General features: G+C 70.4%; 17 protein-coding genes. 8 read left to right on the forward strand and 9 right to left on the reverse strand.

From position 1 onward, the window contains the following. The first annotated feature begins 51 nt into the window (after positions 1-51). The 3 genes from dhaK to HD599_RS14425 are packed head-to-tail and all read left to right on the forward strand — an operon-like array spanning position 52 to position 2,389. The gene (gene dhaK, locus HD599_RS14415; protein ID WP_184238779.1) at positions 52-1,050 is read left to right on the forward strand and encodes a dihydroxyacetone kinase subunit DhaK; all 999 of its coding nucleotides are present in this window, start codon (positions 52-54) and stop codon (positions 1,048-1,050) included. After that, positions 1,050-1,688, forward strand: a complete 639-nt coding sequence (dhaL, locus tag HD599_RS14420) for a dihydroxyacetone kinase subunit DhaL (RefSeq protein WP_184238781.1) — start codon at positions 1,050-1,052, stop codon at positions 1,686-1,688. Before dhaK ends, dhaL begins: the two co-directional genes overlap by 1 nt. Continuing rightward, positions 1,685-2,389 (forward strand): HPr family phosphocarrier protein, encoded by a 705-nt coding sequence (locus HD599_RS14425; RefSeq protein WP_184238783.1) that lies wholly within the window; start codon positions 1,685-1,687, stop codon positions 2,387-2,389. The genes dhaL and HD599_RS14425 overlap by 4 nt, the downstream gene beginning before the upstream one ends. Before the next feature lie 24 nt (positions 2,390-2,413). Here the strand turns inward: HD599_RS14425 and HD599_RS14430 are convergent, their stop codons facing one another. Genes HD599_RS14430 through HD599_RS18355 form a run of 7 tightly spaced genes read right to left on the reverse strand, consistent with a single transcriptional unit; the run spans position 2,414 to position 10,282 of the window. Beyond that, complete coding sequence (locus tag HD599_RS14430) at positions 2,414-3,043, reverse strand: HAD hydrolase-like protein (RefSeq protein ID WP_184238785.1); 630 nt, start codon at positions 3,041-3,043, stop codon at positions 2,414-2,416. Next, entirely contained in the window at positions 3,040-4,128 is a 1,089-nt protein-coding gene (locus HD599_RS14435; RefSeq protein ID WP_184238787.1) for an ABC transporter ATP-binding protein, read from the reverse strand. The genes HD599_RS14430 and HD599_RS14435 overlap by 4 nt, the downstream gene beginning before the upstream one ends. 2 nt (positions 4,129-4,130) lie before the next feature. Continuing rightward, the gene (locus tag HD599_RS14440) at positions 4,131-5,432 is read right to left on the reverse strand and encodes an extracellular solute-binding protein (RefSeq protein ID WP_184238789.1); all 1,302 of its coding nucleotides are present in this window, start codon (positions 5,430-5,432) and stop codon (positions 4,131-4,133) included. Between the two features lie 59 nt (positions 5,433-5,491). Next, positions 5,492-6,313: a carbohydrate ABC transporter permease gene (locus tag HD599_RS14445; RefSeq protein WP_343062092.1), complete on the reverse strand. Its 822-nt coding sequence runs from the start codon at positions 6,311-6,313 to the stop codon at positions 5,492-5,494. Continuing rightward, on the reverse strand, positions 6,310-7,230 hold the full coding sequence (locus tag HD599_RS14450) for a carbohydrate ABC transporter permease (RefSeq protein ID WP_184238791.1): 921 nt from the start codon (positions 7,228-7,230) through the stop codon (positions 6,310-6,312). The genes HD599_RS14445 and HD599_RS14450 overlap by 4 nt, the downstream gene beginning before the upstream one ends. Next, positions 7,227-9,347, reverse strand: coding sequence for an outer membrane protein assembly factor BamB family protein (locus tag HD599_RS14455; protein WP_184238793.1), 2,121 nt, complete (start codon positions 9,345-9,347; stop codon positions 7,227-7,229). Before HD599_RS14455 ends, HD599_RS14450 begins: the two co-directional genes overlap by 4 nt. Positions 9,348-9,403: 56 nt before the next feature. Further along, complete coding sequence (locus HD599_RS18355) at positions 9,404-10,282, reverse strand: SIS domain-containing protein (RefSeq protein WP_221420520.1); 879 nt, start codon at positions 10,280-10,282, stop codon at positions 9,404-9,406. Between the two features lie 227 nt (positions 10,283-10,509). On the opposite strand from HD599_RS18355, the gene HD599_RS14465 reads away from it, so the two are divergent. Together HD599_RS14465 and HD599_RS14470 are read left to right on the forward strand one after the other, a co-directional pair. Further along, a complete protein-coding gene (locus HD599_RS14465) occupies positions 10,510-10,953 on the forward strand; it encodes a MarR family winged helix-turn-helix transcriptional regulator (protein ID WP_184238795.1) in 444 nt (147 codons plus the stop codon). A gap of 48 nt (positions 10,954-11,001) precedes the next feature. Further along, positions 11,002-11,442 (forward strand): OsmC family peroxiredoxin, encoded by a 441-nt coding sequence (locus HD599_RS14470; protein ID WP_184238797.1) that lies wholly within the window; start codon positions 11,002-11,004, stop codon positions 11,440-11,442. Between the two features lie 74 nt (positions 11,443-11,516). On the opposite strand, the gene HD599_RS14475 is transcribed toward HD599_RS14470, so the two are convergent. Next, on the reverse strand, positions 11,517-11,897 hold the full coding sequence (locus HD599_RS14475; protein ID WP_184238798.1) for a DUF2255 family protein: 381 nt from the start codon (positions 11,895-11,897) through the stop codon (positions 11,517-11,519). Positions 11,898-12,024: 127 nt separating this feature from the next. Here HD599_RS14475 and HD599_RS14480 point away from each other — a divergent pair, with 127 nt between their 5' ends. Next, entirely contained in the window at positions 12,025-12,825 is an 801-nt protein-coding gene (locus HD599_RS14480) for a sugar phosphate isomerase/epimerase family protein (protein ID WP_184238800.1), read from the forward strand. 72 nt (positions 12,826-12,897) lie between these two features. After that, positions 12,898-13,941, forward strand: coding sequence for a LacI family DNA-binding transcriptional regulator (locus HD599_RS14485; RefSeq protein ID WP_184238802.1), 1,044 nt, complete (start codon positions 12,898-12,900; stop codon positions 13,939-13,941). Here the strand turns inward: HD599_RS14485 and HD599_RS18360 are convergent. Then, on the reverse strand, positions 13,901-16,018 hold the full coding sequence (locus tag HD599_RS18360; RefSeq protein WP_184238805.1) for an alpha-L-rhamnosidase-related protein: 2,118 nt from the start codon (positions 16,016-16,018) through the stop codon (positions 13,901-13,903). The genes HD599_RS14485 and HD599_RS18360 overlap by 41 nt on opposite strands. 199 nt (positions 16,019-16,217) lie before the next feature. On the opposite strand from HD599_RS18360, the gene HD599_RS14495 reads away from it, so the two are divergent. Further along, a complete protein-coding gene (locus HD599_RS14495; RefSeq protein ID WP_184238807.1) occupies positions 16,218-17,528 on the forward strand; it encodes an ABC transporter substrate-binding protein in 1,311 nt (436 codons plus the stop codon). Position 17,529: the final 1 nt, after the last annotated feature.

The raw sequence follows: 17,529 nt of genomic DNA on the forward strand, positions 1-17,529 counted from the left end.
GCCCTTGCGCACGTGCCACCACGTTCAATGACGAACACGGAAGGTCCCGACATGAAGAAGCTCATCAACGCCCCCGAGGACGTTCTCGCCGATGCCCTGGTCGGTGTCGCGGCGGCGCATCCCGAACTCGCCGTCGACCACGAGAACCGCATCATCTACCGAGGCACTCCGACCAAGGCCGGCAAGGTCGCGCTCATCTCGGGCGGCGGTTCGGGCCACGAGCCGCTGCACGGCGGCTTCGTCGGGTTCGGCATGCTCGACGCGGCGTGCGCCGGGGAGGTCTTCACCTCCCCCACCCCCGACCAGATGATCGAGGCCACCAAGGTCGCTGATTCCGGCGCGGGCGTGCTGCACATCGTGAAGAACTACACCGGCGACGTGATGAACTTCGAGATGGCCGCCGAGCTCGCCGAGGCCGAGACCGGGGTCAAGGTCGCATCGGTCGTGGTGGCCGACGACGTGGCCGTGGAGGACTCGACCTGGACCGCCGGACGGCGCGGCGTGGGCACGACAGTGCTGCTCGAGAAGATCGTCGGCGCCGCGGCCGAGGAGGGCCGCGACCTCGCGGCCATCACCGAGCTGGCCACCCGGGTCGCGAACACGGGGCGCTCGATGGGCATGGCGCTCACCAGCTGCACGGTGCCCTCGGCCGGCAAGCCGACCTTCGACCTGCCCGACGACATGATGGAGATCGGCGTGGGGATCCACGGGGAGCCCGGGCGCCATCGTGTGCCGTTGGCGCCCGCGTCATCCATCGCCCAGCAGCTCGTCGAACCGATTCTCGCCGACCTCGACTTCACGAAGGGCCCGGTGATCGCCCTGCTCAACGGCATGGGCGGCTCGCCGCTGCTCGAGCTGTACCTCATGTACGGGGAGGTGGCGAAGCTGCTCGAGAAGGCGGGCGTCACCGTGGCCCGCAACCTGGTCGGCAACTACATCACCAGCCTCGACATGGCCGGCTGCTCGGTCACCCTGCTGCAGGCCGACGACGAGCTGCTCGGCCTGTGGGACGCGCCGGTCAACACCTCCGGTCTGCGCTGGGGCATCTAGTGGCAGACACCGCCTCGCTCGAGGAACTCACCGACTGGCTCGCCCGCTTCCAGGCGCTCGTGGTCGAGAACCAGGCCTACCTGACCGAACTCGACTCCGCGATCGGCGACGCCGACCACGGCTCGAACATGGCGCGCGGCATGAACACCGTCGAGCTCAAGCTCGGCAGCCCCGCCACGATCGACGCCCTCTTCAAGACGGCCGGGATGACGCTGGTGAGCTCGGTCGGAGGTGCGAGCGGGCCGCTCTACGGCACGTTCTTCCTCCGGATCGGCACCACGGCCGGCGCGGTCACCGAACTCGACGGCGCGGCCCTCGCTGCCGCGCTGCGCGCCGGGTTCGCGGGGGTGCTCGCCCGCGGCAACGCCGAGCCGGGCGACAAGACGATGGTGGATGCCATGGGCCCGGCCCTCGACGCACTGGACGCCGGTCTCGGGTCGGGTTCGTCGATCGCCGCGGCAGCCTCGGCTGCAGCCGACGCCGCCGCGGCCGGTCGCGACGCCACCGAGCCGCTCGTGGCGCGCAAGGGACGCGCGAGCTACCTCGGCGACCGCAGCGCCGGGCACCTCGACCCGGGCGCGACGTCGACGGCGTTCCTGTTCCGGGCACTCGCCGACGCGCTGGGCGACGCCGCGTGATCGGCATCGTCGTCGTCTCGCACAGCCCCGCGCTGGCGGACGCGGCCGTCGCGCTCGCCCTCGACATGGCGGGCGGCACTCCCCCGCGCGTCGCCGTCGCGGCGGGCGCCGGCGGCGGGGTGTTCGGCACCGACGCGGTTGCCGTCGCCGCCGCGATCGACGAGGTGGCCGGCCCCGACGGGGTGCTCGTGTTTATGGATCTCGGCTCGGCCGTGCTGAGCGCGGGCATGGCGCTCGAGTTCACGACGACGGATGCGCCGGTGCGCCTGAGCACCGCGCCGTTCGTCGAGGGGGTGGTCGCCGGAATAGTGCTGGCCGCGGCCGGGGCGAGCCTCGACGAGGCCGACCGCGAGGCGGCGGGGGCGATGACGGCGAAGAACGCGCAGCTGGCCGGGCCTGGCGCGGCGCCGGCCGCGGCATCCTTGCCCACGACCGGCGCCGTCGAGGTGACGCTCGTCAACCCGCTCGGGCTGCACGCGCGCCCCGCCGCCGCGATCGTCGCCGCCCTCGCAGAGGTGGACGCGACGGTCACGGTCTCGACGGGGTCGGCGCCGGGCGTCTCGGCGAAGAGCCTGATGGGGCTGATGTCGCTGGGCGCGCAGCAGGGCGCGGTGCTGCGGATCGAGGCGAGCGGGGCCGATGCGGCCGTGGCGGTCGAGACGATCCGGGCGATGGCGGAGGCGGGGTTCGGCGAGGTCTGAGGCGGTTTCGACAGGCTCAACCCGTTAGCGAACCACCAGAGCCAGCAGCTCGTCCAGGTCCTCGATGACGTGCGACGCCCCCGCGGCGTGCAGTACCTCGACCGGCGCGTATCCCCCCGCGACGCCGATCGGCACGTAGCCGGCCTCGAGCGCCGAGCGCATGTCGTAGGCGGTGTCGCCGACGTAGAACGCGCGGGCGCGTTCATGCCGGTGCGCGGCGAGCGCGGCGACCTTGTCGACGACGGGTGCTTCGACCGAGCGCCAGACGTCCGGCACTCCGAGAGACGCTCGGTCGAAGTCGACCGCCTCCCGTGCCGCGGCCGAGACGACTCCGAGCCAGGCACCGTCGGCGGCCAGCCGGTCGAGGGCGCCGACAGCACCGGCGCGCAGCCGCGTGGTTTCCGACGCCATGTGCGCGTTCCACTCGGCCTCGGCCGGGAGCAGGGCTCCCGTGGCGACCCCGAGCTCCTCGAACATCTCGCCCATGGGCAGCCGGAACCGGGTCGCGAACTGGGTCTCGTCGAGCAGCCCGAGGCCACGCCTCCCGAGTACTCCGTTGAGCGCGTCTCGCGCCCGGTCACCGTCGAGCACGACGGTGCCGTTCCAGTCGAACAGCACCATCGTGTCGGCGAGCGCCGCGGCGACAGCCGTCACGCGTGCACCATCGTGACGAGCTCGACACCCTCGCTCTCGGCGCTGCCGAGGAGGAGGCCGGATTCCCGCGAGTAGACGAGCACGTCCCGCGGGGATCCGACCACCGTGACGCGGGAGCCGGGCACCGGGCTCTCGGCCACTTCGCAGCGGAAGGCGACGATCTGACCGGCATCCGTCACCAGCTGCACGACGCGGTCCTTGCCGGTCGGCTCGACCAAGCCCACGGTTCCCGTGATCGACCAGCCCGGCTCCGACGCGGAGCCGAGCCGCAAGTGCTCGGCGCGGATGCCGAGCGTGACCGGGCCGATCTGGCCGCGGTGGCTGCCGAACGCCGAGCCGCCGTTGCTGTCGATCTCGACGAGGTTCATCGGCGGGGAGCCGACGAACGACGCGACGAACAGCGTGGCGGGCCGCGCGTAGAGCTCGTCGGGAGTACCGACCTGCTCGATGCGCCCGGCGTTGATCACCGCGATGCGGTCGGCCATCGCCATCGCATCGAGCTGGTCGTGCGTCACGTTGATGCCGGTTGCACCCACGGCGCGAAGCAGCGACGCGATCTCGAGCCGCAGGACCGCGTGCAGCTGGGCGTCGAGGCCCGAGAGCGGCTCGTCGAGCAGCACGATGCCGCTGCGGCGGGCGAGCGCGCGGGCCAGGGCGATGCGCTGACGCTGGCCGCCCGACATCTCCTTCGGCTTGCGGGCGAGCAGAGACTCGACCTGCATGCGCGTCGCGATCTCGTGCGCCCGGTCGGACGCCTCCTTCTTGGGGAGCCCGAGCCCGTGCCGCAGTCCGAGGGTGATGTTCTCGAGCGCGGTGAGGTGCGGGTAGAGGGCGAAGTGCTGGAACACGATCGCCGCGTCGCGCTTGTGCGGGGGGATGCCCGCCTGCGAGACACCGCCGAACGACACCGAACCCGAGTCCTGGTCTTCGAGGCCGGCGATGATGCGCAGCAGGGTGGACTTGCCCGACCCCGACGGGCCGAGGATGGCGAAGTTCTCGCCGTCCCCGATCGACAGGTCGATCCCGTCGAGGGCGGTGACGCCCCCGAACGACTTGCGGATACCGGAGAGTTCGACGGTGGCCATGGTTACTCGCCGACGATCGCGTCGATGCCGCTGACGGCGGAGGCCACGGTCGGTTCCGCGTCGTCTCCGGCCTGCAGCTTCTGCGCCATGGTGCGGATCGTGTCGTTCACGCGCACGATGTTGGTTCCGTCGAAGCCGCCCCACGGGGTGAGGGGCTTGTCGTAGCTCCACGCGTAGGTGAGCTGGGGGGTGGCGGCGTCGCTGGCCAGCAGGGCCTCGCCCGCCTCGGTGTCGACGGGGATGTAGCTGTACGAGGTTCCGCTGGCGCCGGCGACGGCCTCGGGCGAGAGCAGCTCGCCGATGAGCGCGTTCGCGAAGGCGGCGCGGCACTCGTCGTCGCTCAGCACGATCCAGCCGTTACCGCCGGCCGGGAGCGCGCCGCCGTCGGCGTCGACGCTCGGCAGGTCGACGGGCGTCCACTCGAACGAGTCGCCGATGCCTTTCTGCAGCGACGCGATGGTCGACGTCGTGTAGACGAGGAACGCCGCGTTTCCGCCGATGAACTGTGCCATCGCGTCCTGGTCGGCGATGCCGAGCTCGAGGCCCTTGTCGGCGAGGGTCGACCAGATCGACAGCGCCTCGACGGCCTTGTCGGTTCCGAAGCCGGCCGAGCCGTCCTCGTTCACGAAGGTCTCGCCCGATCCCTGCACGAAGGCCTGGCTGAACCAGTCGGCGAGGCCGACCGCGGGGATACTCACCGAGGGAGCGCCGGTCTCGGCGGTGACCTTCTCGGCGGCCTCGACGAGCTCGTCGAAGGTGGTGATGTCCGCGGCCTCGCCGGCGTCGGCCGCGTCGAGCGCGTCCTGGTTGACGAGCAGCACGGGCGTGGAGATCTGCGCCGGGGCGAGGTAGACGGTGCCGTCGACGGTTCCCGCGTCGAGGAACTGCGTCTTGTAGGTCGCAGGGAGAGCGGCGGTGTCGATCGGTGCGGGCTCGTAGGTGTCGGTCCAGAACCGCAGCTGGCCGAGGCCCGTCATGATCAGGTCGGGGCGTTTGCCCACTGCGATGTCGGCGACGACCGTCTTGGTCAGGTCGTCGTAGCTCGAGGTCGCCTGCGGTTCGGCGGCGATCTCGAGGCCGGGGTATTCGGCCTTCAGGTTCGCGACGGCGATCTCCATGGCTTCGGCGGCCTGGGTGCCGAAGGTCACAGTGATCGGCGATTCGGCCGGGTCGCAGCTGGCGATGTCCGCGATGTCGGCGATTGCGACATCCGTCACCGGTGTTGTCGACGCGGCGCAGCCGCTGAGGAGGAGGGAACCGGTGGCGAGGGCACCGAGCGCGAGAGTGAGGCGTTTTTTGGGCATGACGATTACTCCTGGGGTGAGAGGGGTGGTGTGAGTGAGGGTGGAAGGGGACGGAAGGGTTAGCCGGGGATCTCTGTGCCGCTCATGCCCTGCACGAAGCGCTTCTGGGCGAAGAGGAACAGGATGACGACGGGTGCCGTGACGATGACGGCTCCCGCGCTGAGGGCGGAGTAGTCGAGGCCGACGTCCGCCTGCTGGAAGACCCCGAGCGCGAGCGGCGGGGTGGCGATGTCGGTGCTGCGCGCGATGAGCAGCGGCCACATGTAGTCGTTCCAGTGGGTGAACACCGAGAAGACGCTGAAGGCCGCGATGCCGGGCGCCGCCATCGGGATAACGACGTTGCGCAGCGTGCGGAAGTGGCCGAGGCCGTCGGTGCGGGCCGCCTCCATGAGCGAGTCGGGGATCGACATCATCTGCTGGCGCAGCAGGAAGATGCCGAACGCGCTCGTCACGAACGGCAGCACGAGCGCCGTGAGGGTGTCGGCGAGGCCGAGCATGTTCACCCCGATGAACGTGGGAATGAGCGTCACCTGCGCCGGCACCAGCAGGCAGCCGAGCACGATGCCGAGCACGAGCCCGGTGCCGCGCATCTTCACCTTCGCCAGCACGTAGGCCGCCGGGATGCAGGTGACGAGCTGCAGCACGAGGATCGACACCGTCACGATCACGCCGTTGAGCACGGCGCGGCCGAGGTTGGCGTCCTCCCAGGCACGCACGAAGTTCGACCAGTCGAGTTCGGACGGCACGAGGGAGATGCCGTCGAAGAAGACCTCGTCAGCGGGCGAAACGGCGGTCCGCAGCATCCAATAAAAAGGGAAAAGCGAGATGAGTACGGCGACGACGATGAGCAGCCAGCGGCCGACACTGAGGGCGTGGGTCACTTGGAGCCTCCCGAAAGAACGCGGCGCTGGAGGATTCCGACACCGATGAGGACGACGAGGAGCAAGAACGAGAGGGCGGATGCCGCGCCGAGATCGAAATACCCGAACCCGAGTTTCCAGCTCATGGTGAGGATCGTCTCGCTCGAGCCCTGCGGCCCTCCCTGCGTCATCACGTTGATGGTGTCGAACGCCTGCACGGACGCGAGGACGGCGAGCACGACGGCGAAGACGACGGTGGGTTTCATGGTCGGCAGGGTGATCTTGCGCAGCTTGGTGAAGCCGCGGATACCCTCGGCCTTCGCCGCCTCGTTGAGCGTGCCGGGGATGGTCGCGAGGCCGGCGAAGAAGATCATCATGCTGAAACTCGCGCTGCGCCAGACGCCGACGAGGGCGACCGTGATGAGCGAGGTGTCGGTGTCGCCGAGCCAGTTGACCGCGCCGAAGCCGACGAAGCCGAGCAGCTGGTTGACGAATCCGCCCTGGAAGGCGAACAGCCAGCGGAAGACCACGGCCATCGCCACCAGGTTCGCGGTCATCGGCAGAAACAGCGCCGTGCGCACGAACGGCTTGCCGCGGCTCACCGAGTTGGCAAGCAGGGCGAGCGTGAGGCCGATGACCAGACTCGGCACGATCGTGATGACCGAGTAGACCGCGGTGTTGCCGATCGCCTGCAAAACGGCCGGGTCGGTGAGCACGCGCTGGAAGTTCGCGATGCCGACCCACTGCCACGCGCCGCCGGCGAGCGGCACGGAGAAGAAGCTCGCGACGAGCGAGAGCACGGCGGGAAGGATGACGAAGAGGACGATCGCGACGCCGGCCGGGGCCAGGAACAGGATCGGCACGAGGTTCGAGCGGTCGCGCCTCCGCACCGCCACGGCGTCGGGTGCCGTCACGGGACGCTCCAGGGTGGCGGTCATCGGGCGACCTCGGTCGAGAGCGCGATGACGTTGCCGTCGGTGCCGACAGCGATCAGGCGGTCGCCGGCGTCGACGAGCGCGGCGGCGATCGGCGAGGCGAGCTGCGTCTGCCCGACGACGACGCCGTCGAGCGAGATGCGCCGGATCACACCGTCGAGCCCCGGCAGCAGCAGCTCGTCGCCGACGAGCACCGGCGGCGCGATCACGGGGTGCGCGGCCTTCGTGTACGCGGCCATCGGGAACGCGGCGTCTCCCTCGATCGGCAGGTCCCAGAGGGTCTCGCCCGTCTCGGCCGACACCATGCGAAGCCCGTGTCCGGTGACGGTCACGACGTAACCGACGGGGGTCACGATCGGGGTGGCCGGGCTGAAGCCGCCCTCGTGTTCCTGCGCCCAGCGCACCAGACCGGTCGCCCGGTCGATGCTCGTGGTGGCGCCGAACGCGGGGATGACGACGCTGTCGGTGGCCTCGTCGAAGACGGCGGTGCCGAGGATCAGCAGTCGCTTGAGCACCGCGAACAGGTCGTCGGCACCCATCTCGGCGCTGGCCCAGACGGTCTCGCCGGTGCGCGCGTCGAGCCCGACGGGGTGCGACGGCGTCGGCCAGAAGCCCTGCACGAGCAGGTCGCCGACCACGAGCGGCGCCGAGTGGTTCACCAGGTTGTGGTGCGGCGAGAGATCGGTGCGGCGCCAGACCACCTCGCCGGTTCGGGTGTCGAGGCACCGGAGGTCGGACTGGTCGCCGAGGTAGACGCGGTCGCCCTGCACCGTGGGGCTGCCCCAGGCGAAGCGGCGCAGCGGGTCGGTCGACGGCGTGACCCAGAGCAGGTCGCCGGTGAGGCGGTCGAAGCCCGAGACGTCGCCGCCCACCTCGGCCGCGATCACGACGTCGCCCGCGACGACCGGCGAGGTCTTCACCGCCGACGAGGTGTGGGCGCGCCAGAGCAGAGCGCCGGTGGCGAGGTCGAGCGCCTCGACCGTGCCCGCGGGACGGTCTTCGATCTGCGCGCCGGCGAAGACCATGTCGCCGTCGACGGTGACGCGCTGACGCTGGCCCGCGCCGGCGAGTTCGGCCCGCCAGAGCACCGCGTCGTCCATCGAAGGGGTGGATGACGCGGCATACGTCGCGGTGGAGGTGTCGCCGAGCGAGGCAGGGGTCGGCAGCCACGGCATGATCTGGGTGCGCAGCGTGATGGCTTCGCCGTCCCAGGTCACGTGCCGGAAGGCCGGCGGGCTGTAGTCGAGGTTCGCGAAGAAGCTCGTCGGGCTGTTGACGTGCAGTGTGCCGTCGACCTCGACGACGCGCGAGGTGTGCCAGTGGCCCGAGAACGCGGCGATCGGCAGCCACGGCATCTCGTCGACGATCGAGGCGGCGGGCTGGTCGTGGAAGAGCAGGATCCACGGGCTCCCGTGAGGGATGCTCGCGAGGTCGGCGCGCAGCCACGCGTTCTGCTGCTCGTGGTCGAGACCGAGCTCGTGGGTGTGCCAGTCGAGGGTGACGACGTGCAGACCGGCGACGTCGAAGCTATACCAGCGCGGGCCGAGATAGTGCTCGTAGAGGTCGGGCGTGCCGACGTTGGTGAGGTAGTTGTTGCGGCTCACGAAGCTGCCGTGCGCACCGTTCATGTGGTCGTGGTTGCCGGGGATGAGGTGCACGGGCACCGGGCTCGCACCGAGCGCCTCGATGTACGCCTCGTACTCTTCGGCGAGGCCGTGGTCGACCAGGTCGCCGGTGATGAAGATGCTCTGCGCGTCGGGGGCGACCTCGGGCAGCGACCGCAGGAACGCTCGGATCTCGTCGGGCAGGCTGCCCTCGCGGTAGAGCGTGAACCCGCCCTTCTCGCTCTCGACGCCGCTCTGCGGCACCGTCATGTGCGTGTCGGTGAGGTGCACGAACTCGTAGGGCAGCGACTGCACCGAGCGCTCGATGGTGAAGCGCAGTTCGTCGGTGGATACCGGGAGCCACCAGGTCGCGGCGGTGTGGTCGGTGGGGCGGGTGATCGCGACGAAGCGGCCCTCGTCGGGCAGCTCGAACTGGCCGTCGTCGCCCGTGCGGGTGACCTGCGTTCCGTTGGTCACGGCGACGCCGGAGGCCGGCATCCCGTCTGCGTGGTTCACGATTCCGTGCACGGTGAAGTCCTTTGGTCCTGGAGCGGGAGGGATACGGGGAGGGGTTACATCCGGTGCTCGATGAGCACGTCTGCGGTGAGGGCGAGGTGGGCGGTGCTGTCGGCACTGCGGTGGGAGATGGCGACGAAGATCGCGTCGAGAACGGTGAGGTGCACGACGCGGCTCGCCATCGCCTCGACCCGGTAGGCGGTCTCCGCGCTGCCGGCCACGAGCACGAGGTCGGACACCTCGGTGAGCGGCGAGCGCGCGAAGCTGGTCAGGGCGATCGTGGTCGCGCCCGCCGCACGGGCGGCGCGCGCCGTGGAGAGCGTCTCGAAGGTCGAGCCGGTGTGGCTGATCGCGAAGAAGACGTCGCCGGGGCGCAGCATGCGGGCCGTGACGTGCTGCGTGTGCACGTCCTGGGCGAACGAGGCCTCGACTCCGAGCGTGGTGAGACGGTAGGCGGCGTCGAGCGCGAGCGGCGCGGAGGTACCGACGGCGCCGAACATCACGCGGCGTGCGCCGAGCACGCTGTCGACGATGGCACCGACGGCGTCGATGTCGATCGTGCGCGCGGCGTCGGCGAGCGCCCGGGAGGTGCCCTCGATGACCTTGCGGGTCATCTCGGCGAGATCGTCGTCGGGGCCGATTTCGCCGACCAGGCTCTGCGCCGAGGGGATGGCCTCGCTCGCGAGCCGGATCTTGAGGTCTTGGAAGCCGCGCAGGCCGAGTGTGACGCACATGCGCACGACGCTGGCCGGCGAGCTCTCCGCGATCGCCGCGAGCTCGGTGACTGAGAGGTGGATGACCGCGACCGGGTCCTTGAGCACGGCGGCGGCGACGCGACGCTCGGCGGGGCTGAAGGTGGTCAGCCCGGCACGGATGCGCTCGCGGATGGCGACGGCGTCGATCGGCGCCTGGTCGGGGATGGTGGTTTCGCTCACACCTCGAAAGTAGGCAGCGGCGCTTAACGGGCAGCCCCGCGAAGGTTAACGATGAACGCCATTTTCATGTCGGGACGGTGAGTGAAATTGCGTTTCACATCGCAGCGGATTGAGCTTGTCGAAATCCCTTCTCGTGGTTACGGGTTTCGACAGGCTCCACCCGCTGGGGCGCTGGTTGAACGGTTGTGCGCAACTTGGTTGCGCACAACCGTGCTATGGTTTCACCCATGACCGACACCGTGAAGGTACTCCCGCCTGAGGAGCAGATCTGCTTCGCGCTGTACAGCGCCTCCCGGTCGCTCACCGCCCTCTATCGCGACCTGCTCGCGCCGCTCGGCGTCACCTATCCGCAGTACCTCGTGCTACTCACCCTCTGGGACGCGGGCACCCTCTCGGTCGGCACCCTCGGCAAGCGCCTACAGCTAGACTCCGGCACGCTGTCGCCGCTGCTGCGCCGCCTCGAGCAGGCCGGCCTCGTCAGCAAGGGCCGCTCCGCCACCGACGAGCGCGTCGTCGAGATCTCCCTCACCCCCGCGGGCGACGCACTCCGCAGCGAGGCACCGCGCATCAGCGACGCCGTCTGCGGCTCCACCGGCCTGGCGATCGAGGACCTCATCCAGCTCCAGGCACAGGTCTCCGCACTCGCCGAGCGCGTGCGCTCCGTCGCCTGATCCCCGACCCACCCGATACCCGACTACCCCGAAAAAGAAGGACACACCATGGCAACACGCACCGCACGCACCGCTTGGATCGGCAGCGTCGAAGAGGGCTCCGGCCAGACCGAACTGACCAGCTCGGGCCTCGGCACTTACACGATCGCCCTTCCGACCCGCACGGCAGAGAAGGCGGGCGGCTCCACCAGCCCCGAAGAGCTCATCGCCGCGGCGCACTCCGCCTGCTACGCCATGCAGCTCTCGGCCGTGCTCGGCGCGACCGGCGGAACGATCGAGGTCCTCGACGTCACCGCGGACGTCACGCTCGGCACCGACCCCGCCGGCGGCTTCCAGCTCACCGGCATCCACCTCACCGTTCGCGGCGAAGTCAGCGGCATCGACAGCGCGACCTTCCTCGAGGCCGCGCAGAACGCCAAGGCCACCTGCCCGGTTAGCAAGGCGCTCACCGGCGTGGAGATCACTCTCGACGCACAGCTCGAAGAGTAGTCACTGAGAAAAAAGCCCGGCCAGACATACCCACTGGCCGGGCTTTTCCTTTTCAAGCGATCGGATGCCGCGGCTCACGCCCCGCGCGGCACGAGCCGCAGCGTGGCCGATGCGGCATCCGGGCCGACGACACTGCCGACGATGGCCGGGCCGTAGCGGTCGTACTTCGCGTGGTACGCGGCGTCGATGGCGGCGTGGTCGTCGGCCGCGGCATCCACGAATTCGACGTCCTTCTGCACCCCGCCGGCCTTTATGCGGCCGAGACCGCTCGCGACGGCCCGGCGGTACCAGGGGTTCGTCGAGCCGTAGGCGGAGCGGACGTAGATGTCGTCGCCCACCCGTACGGTCCAGATGATGACATCGCCCCGCAGCGAGCCGTCGGGCCGCTGCGAGGCGATCTTCAGTTCGTCGGCGGCGCCGATTTTCGACAGTTCGCTGTCGGTCCATGCCGGCATGGCGTTCTCCTCGTGTCTCGTTTCTTCGAAAGTACCCACGCACTGCGCGATGAGACAGACCCTGTCGGTACACCCCACGCGACACCTGCGTAGGCTTGACGGGTCAACGCCGATGATCAGGAGAACCATGACTGCACCGTCCGTCCAGCTGTACACCGTGCGCGATGCCATCGCCGCCGACCTGCACGCCGCCGTCGCGCGCGTCGCCGAGATCGGGTTCACGAAGGTCGAGCCCTACGCGTTCGTCGAGCGAGCCCCCGAGTACGAGAAGGCCCTCGCCGCCGCCGGACTCGCCGCGCCCTCCGGCCACGCCGCGACGATCGACTCGCCCGACCCCGCCGCGATCTTCGACGCCGCGAACCGCCTCGGCATCGGCACCGTCATCGACCCGTTCATCCCGAGCGACCGCTGGCAGACCGCGGACGACGCCGCCCGCCTCGCCGAACGCGTGAACGAGCTGCAGGTCGAGGCCGCGGCCGCGGGACTGCGCTTCGGATACCACAACCACAACTGGGAGTTCTCGAACCGCGTCGACGGAAGGCCGGTCTACGAGCTGTTCCTCGAGCAGCTCTCGCCCGACGTCGTGCTCGAGGTCGACACGTTCTGGTCGACCGTCGGCGGCGCCGACACCCCCGCGTTCCTCCGCTCGCTCGGCGAGCGGGTGCAGTTCCTGCACATCAAGGACGGCCCGGTCGTCGGCGACATCGCCGACGTGCTGCCCAGCAGTGAGAGCGCGCTGAAGGTGCCCGAGTCGCTCACCGCCGCTTTCGAGACCCAGGTTCCGGCCGGCAGCGGCGACGCGAACGTGCCCGCGATCCTCGCGGCCGCCCCGCACGCCCTGCGCATCGTCGAGTTCGACGGCTACGACGGCGACCCCTTCGACGGCATCGCCCTGTCGCTGCAGTGGCTGGCGGAGAACGACCGCTAGGCCCGCCGCGATTGCAGCGCTTCAAACGCGGGTAATGTTCTGCGAAAGGTGACCCCGCGGAACGGAGCGACGATGTCGAGGCTGAACGGGCCGGCCAGAACCAACCGGCCGGCCAAGCTCATCGACGTGGCGCGCCACGCGGGCGTCTCCACCGGCACGGTGTCGAACGTGCTCAACCACCCCGACAAGGTCAAAGAGGGCACCTCGGCGCGCGTGATGCGCTCGATCGAGCACCTCGGTTTTGTGCGCGATACCAACGCCAGCTCGCTCGCCAACGGCGGGTCGCACGACATCGGCCTGGTGGTCATCGACCTCGCCAACTCGATCTTCCTCGACGCCGCGCGCGGCGCGCAGTCGACCGCCCGTGCGGCCGGCCTCAACCTGCTGATGGCCGGCAGCGAGAACGACTTCGGGGTGCAGAGCTCGAACGTCGACTCGTTCATCGGCGCGCGCGTCGCGGGACTGCTGCTCGCGCCGATGCAGGACTCCTCCGCGCAGATCCAGCGGCTGACCAAGCGGCACGTGCCCGTGGTGCTCGTCAACTACGACCCGGGCACCGACCACGCCTGCTCGGTCATCGTGGACAACGATGCGGCCGGCTACATCGCTGCCCGCCACCTGATCGACCTGGGCAGACGCCGGATCGCCTTCGTGAGCGTCGACTGGGACCTGCAGCCCGTGGAGCAGCGCCGCCACGGCATCCGCCGCGCCGTCGCCGAGACGGACGGCGCGGTCACCCTCGAAGAGATCGTGGCCGACGACCTCGAGGTCGGCTCGGGCAACGCGATCGCGCGGCAGGTCGCCGCGCGCGATGCGGCCGAGCGTCCCGACGCCGTCGTCGCGGTCACCGACAACCTCGCGGTCGGGTTCATCGAGCAGGCCGCCGACCTCGGCATCGACGTTCCCGGCGACATCGCCGTGATGGGCACCGACGACAACACCTCCGCGGCGCGCTGCCGCCTCACGCTCACGACTGTGACGATGCAGGGGCGGCAGCTGGGGGCCGTGGCGATGGAGCTGCTGATGGACGAGATCCGGCACGGCCGCGACGAGCACCGTCACCAGCGCGTCGTGCTCACCCCGCAGCTCGTGGTGCAGCAGTCGACGGTGCGCTGAACTCGACCGTCGCGGGGCCCGTCGTGCGCTCGTCGCCGCGCACCAGTGTGTGCCCGGCCGGCACGTCCACCCGCACCCGGTCGCGGTCGGCCGTGACGAAGATCTCGCCTCCGGGCACGGGCACCACGGCCGAGGCCCAGTCGAGCGCGCCGAGCCGCGGCGAGACCCCGAACTCGCGCCACCCGTCGCTCAGCGGCCGCACCCCGAGCACGACGCGCGGCAGCAGCGCCGCCGGCCCCGCCGCCCAGCCGTGGCAGAGGCTCTTGCCGAACGGCCGCCCGTACATGGCGAGCGGCGTATCCCCGTCGTCGAATTCCTCCCAGAAGGTCTGGGCGCCGGCGTCGAGCATGCGGCCCCAGCGGTCGGCGATGTCGGCGACCACTCCGTCGGCGTCGCCCAGCTCGGCCCGCGCGAGCAGGGCGAACGAGCGCATGAACGGGGTGCCCGGGGTGCCGGCCGCGATCTCCGCGGCGACCGTACGCGCGCCGTCCGCGGGCACGAGGCCCGCGAGCACGGCGAGCAGGTTCGCGTAGCCGCGCTGCCCCACCGCGCCGTCGTCGTCGTCGTCGAGGTATTCGCGCCAGACGCCGTCGCGCGCGTGCCAGCCACGGTCGTGCAGGGTCGCCGCGGCGGTGTCGGCCGTGCGCGCCCAGCCCGTCGCGCCCGCGTGCCCGACCGCGGCGAGCACGTGCTCGGCACTGCGCAGGGCGCGGTACCAGAGCATCTGCAGGGCGACCGGGTCGCGCCCCTCCTCGAGCGTCACGCCCCAGTCGATGAACACCGACCCCGGGCCCGCGTCGACGAACGAACCCGCGCGCTGCCGCGGACGGAACACGCCGTCGCGCCCGACGTCCTCGGCGAGATCCTCCATAAACGCCTGCAGGTGGTCGGCCTCCCGCGCGGCGTGCTCGAGATCGCCGAAGTGCTCGAGGTAGTCGCGCTGGGCGATCACCCACCAGAGCGAGTAGTCCGCGATCCCGTTGACGTATCCGTCGCGGGCCCGCCCCAGCGCGACGAGTCCGTCGCGCTGGATCGGCGCGTCGGCGAAGGCGTAGGCGTTGGCGAGGACGGCCAATGCCTGGTCGCCGGCCCACGGCATCCGGTCTCTCTTGATGCCGTCGACCACGAGACCCTGCATGCAGAGCCGCAGGGTGTACGCGCTCGTCGACCAGACGCGGTTGAGGCGGTGGTCGCTGCAGTGGAACGCGCCGCGGCGGGCGACCGGCCGCACATGGGCGGCGACGCCCACCGCGTCGGGCGCGGCGGTGTCGACCCGCAAAAAGGCGATGGCGAGCGGGTGCGACGTGGTCCAGCCCGTGTCGCGGTGCCGCACGGTGACCGCGCGGGACTCGGTGTCCGTGTCGGCGAGCGCCTCCCTGCGGGATTCGCCGGCCCGGAAGCGGGGCGGGATGTCGCCGCCGACGACCGGCGTGCCGAGCACGGGCGCGTCCGCCCGCCAGAGTCCGCCGCCGAGGTCGCGCAGCGGCACCTCGACGACCGGTTCCGGCGCGAGGTGCGGCGCGCCGGCCGTGCCCGGGCGGCCGCGCGCGGGCGACCACGCGCTCTCGCCGGCGACACGGCAGGTCCAGTCGGCACCGTGGTGGGCGAGCGGCTCCCCCACCGCGGCGGGCACACCGGGCGGGCACTCGACCGTGAGTTCGAGCGTGCGCCCGCCGCGCACCGTGATCAGGAACTCGTCGTCTCCGACGAGGACGCCGAGCGGCACCGGCCGCCCGTCGACCGCGGCCGCGAGCGTGCCCGTGCTGCGCAGCACGACGAGGTGTTCGTGCGGCTCGATCTCTCGACGGAAGTCCGCGCGGCCCGCCGGGTGCCCGTAGTTGTCGCTGTAGTGCACCGTGTCGCTGGCGGCGAATCCGTCGCGCACGATACGGCCGAGCAGCGCGAGTTCGAACTCGGCGGGCGGGTACCACCACTGCGTGTCGGCGGGTGGCGTGACCGGCCGGTCCGGCAGGCGGTCCGGTCCGGCGTGACGGGCGAGAGAGACCGCCTCCGCCGCGGACTCCGCGCGCACGGGGCGGGGCGCGTCGTCGACGAGTTCCGGCGAGCCGCTCGTCACGAGCGCGCCTGGGGCTGAGGGGTTCGACGCTGAACCGTGGGGTATCGCATCTGCCCATAATTACTGAAGCGCTTCAATCTCGCAATGCCAGATGATTGACACGATTCATCCCGAGGCATATGGTGGTGCCAATTGAAGCGATTCAATCAATCTATCCGAGCCGAGTCAGAGTTGACCGGGTCTTACAAGGAGGTAAGGGATGAGATCTTTCAGGTCGAAAAAACTGGCCATCGGAGCGGGCGTGCTCGCCGTCGCTCTCGGCGCCACCGGCTGCAGCTCGGGCGGGGGTGACGACGCCGACGGCACCGAACTTTCCATCTACATCGACAGCACACAGTCGAGCGTCGACCTCTTCGACGGGCTCATCGCGGCCTACAACGAGGAGAACCCCGACGTCACCATCACCACCGAGACGCACCCCGCCGGCGGCGAGGGCGACAACCTGGTGAAGACGCGTCTCGCCACCGGCGAGATGAACGACCTGTTCTTCTACAACAGCGGCTCGCTCTTCCAGGCGCTCAACCCCGACCAGACGCTGGTGAACCTCGCCGACGAAGACTGGACCGGCTCGCTGCTCGACGACTTCGTGACGACCGTCTCCACCGACGACGGGCTCTACGGCGCTCCCGTCGGAGCGTCGTTCGCCGGAGCGATGACCTACAGCAAGCCCGTCTACGAGCAGCTCGGACTCGAGGTGCCGACCACGCTCGACGAGTTCAACGCCAACAACGAGATCATCAAGGCCGCCGGCATCGACCCGATCGCGCAGACCTACGGCGACACCTGGACCTCGCAGCTCTTCGTGCTGGGCGACTTCTACAACGTGCTGGCCCAGGACCCCGAGTGGGCCGACGAGTACACGGCCAACGAGGCCAAATTCGTCGACGAGCCCGGACTCGCCGGTTTCCAGAACCAGCAGGACGCCTTCGACGCCGGCTACTTCAACGAGGACTTCGCCTCGGCCACCTACGACGACGGCGTACGCATGCTCGTCGAGGGCACCGCGGCGCACTACCCGATGCTCACCGGCAACGTCGCGAGCGCGGTCGGGGCGAACTACCCCGACGCGGTCGGCGACATCGGCGTCTTCCCGATGCCGAGTAACAACGTCGACGAGCCCGGCCTTACGGTGTGGATGCCGAACGGCCTCTACATCCCGAAGTCGACGGAGGGTGCGACCCTGGAGGCGGCGAAGGACTTCGCCGCGTGGGTGGCCTCGCCCGCCGGTTGCGATGCCGCGGCCGCGTCATCCACTCTCGGCGGCCCCTTCGTCGTCGACGGCTGCGACCTGCCCGACGACGTGCCGGCGATCGTCTCCGACATGCAGCCGTACTTCGACAACGGCCAGACCGGCCTCGCGCTGGAGTTCCTCTCCCCCATCAAGGGACCGGCACTCGAGCAGATCACGGTCGAGGTCGGATCGGGCATCCGCGACGCCGCGGACGGCGCCGCCCTCTACGACGAGGACGTGAAGAAGCAGGCCCAGCAGCTCGGCCTCGACGGCTGGTGAT

It is taken from the genome of Conyzicola lurida (assembly GCF_014204935.1).
In the GTDB taxonomy this organism is placed as follows: Bacteria; Actinomycetota; Actinomycetes; order Actinomycetales; family Microbacteriaceae; genus Conyzicola; species Conyzicola lurida.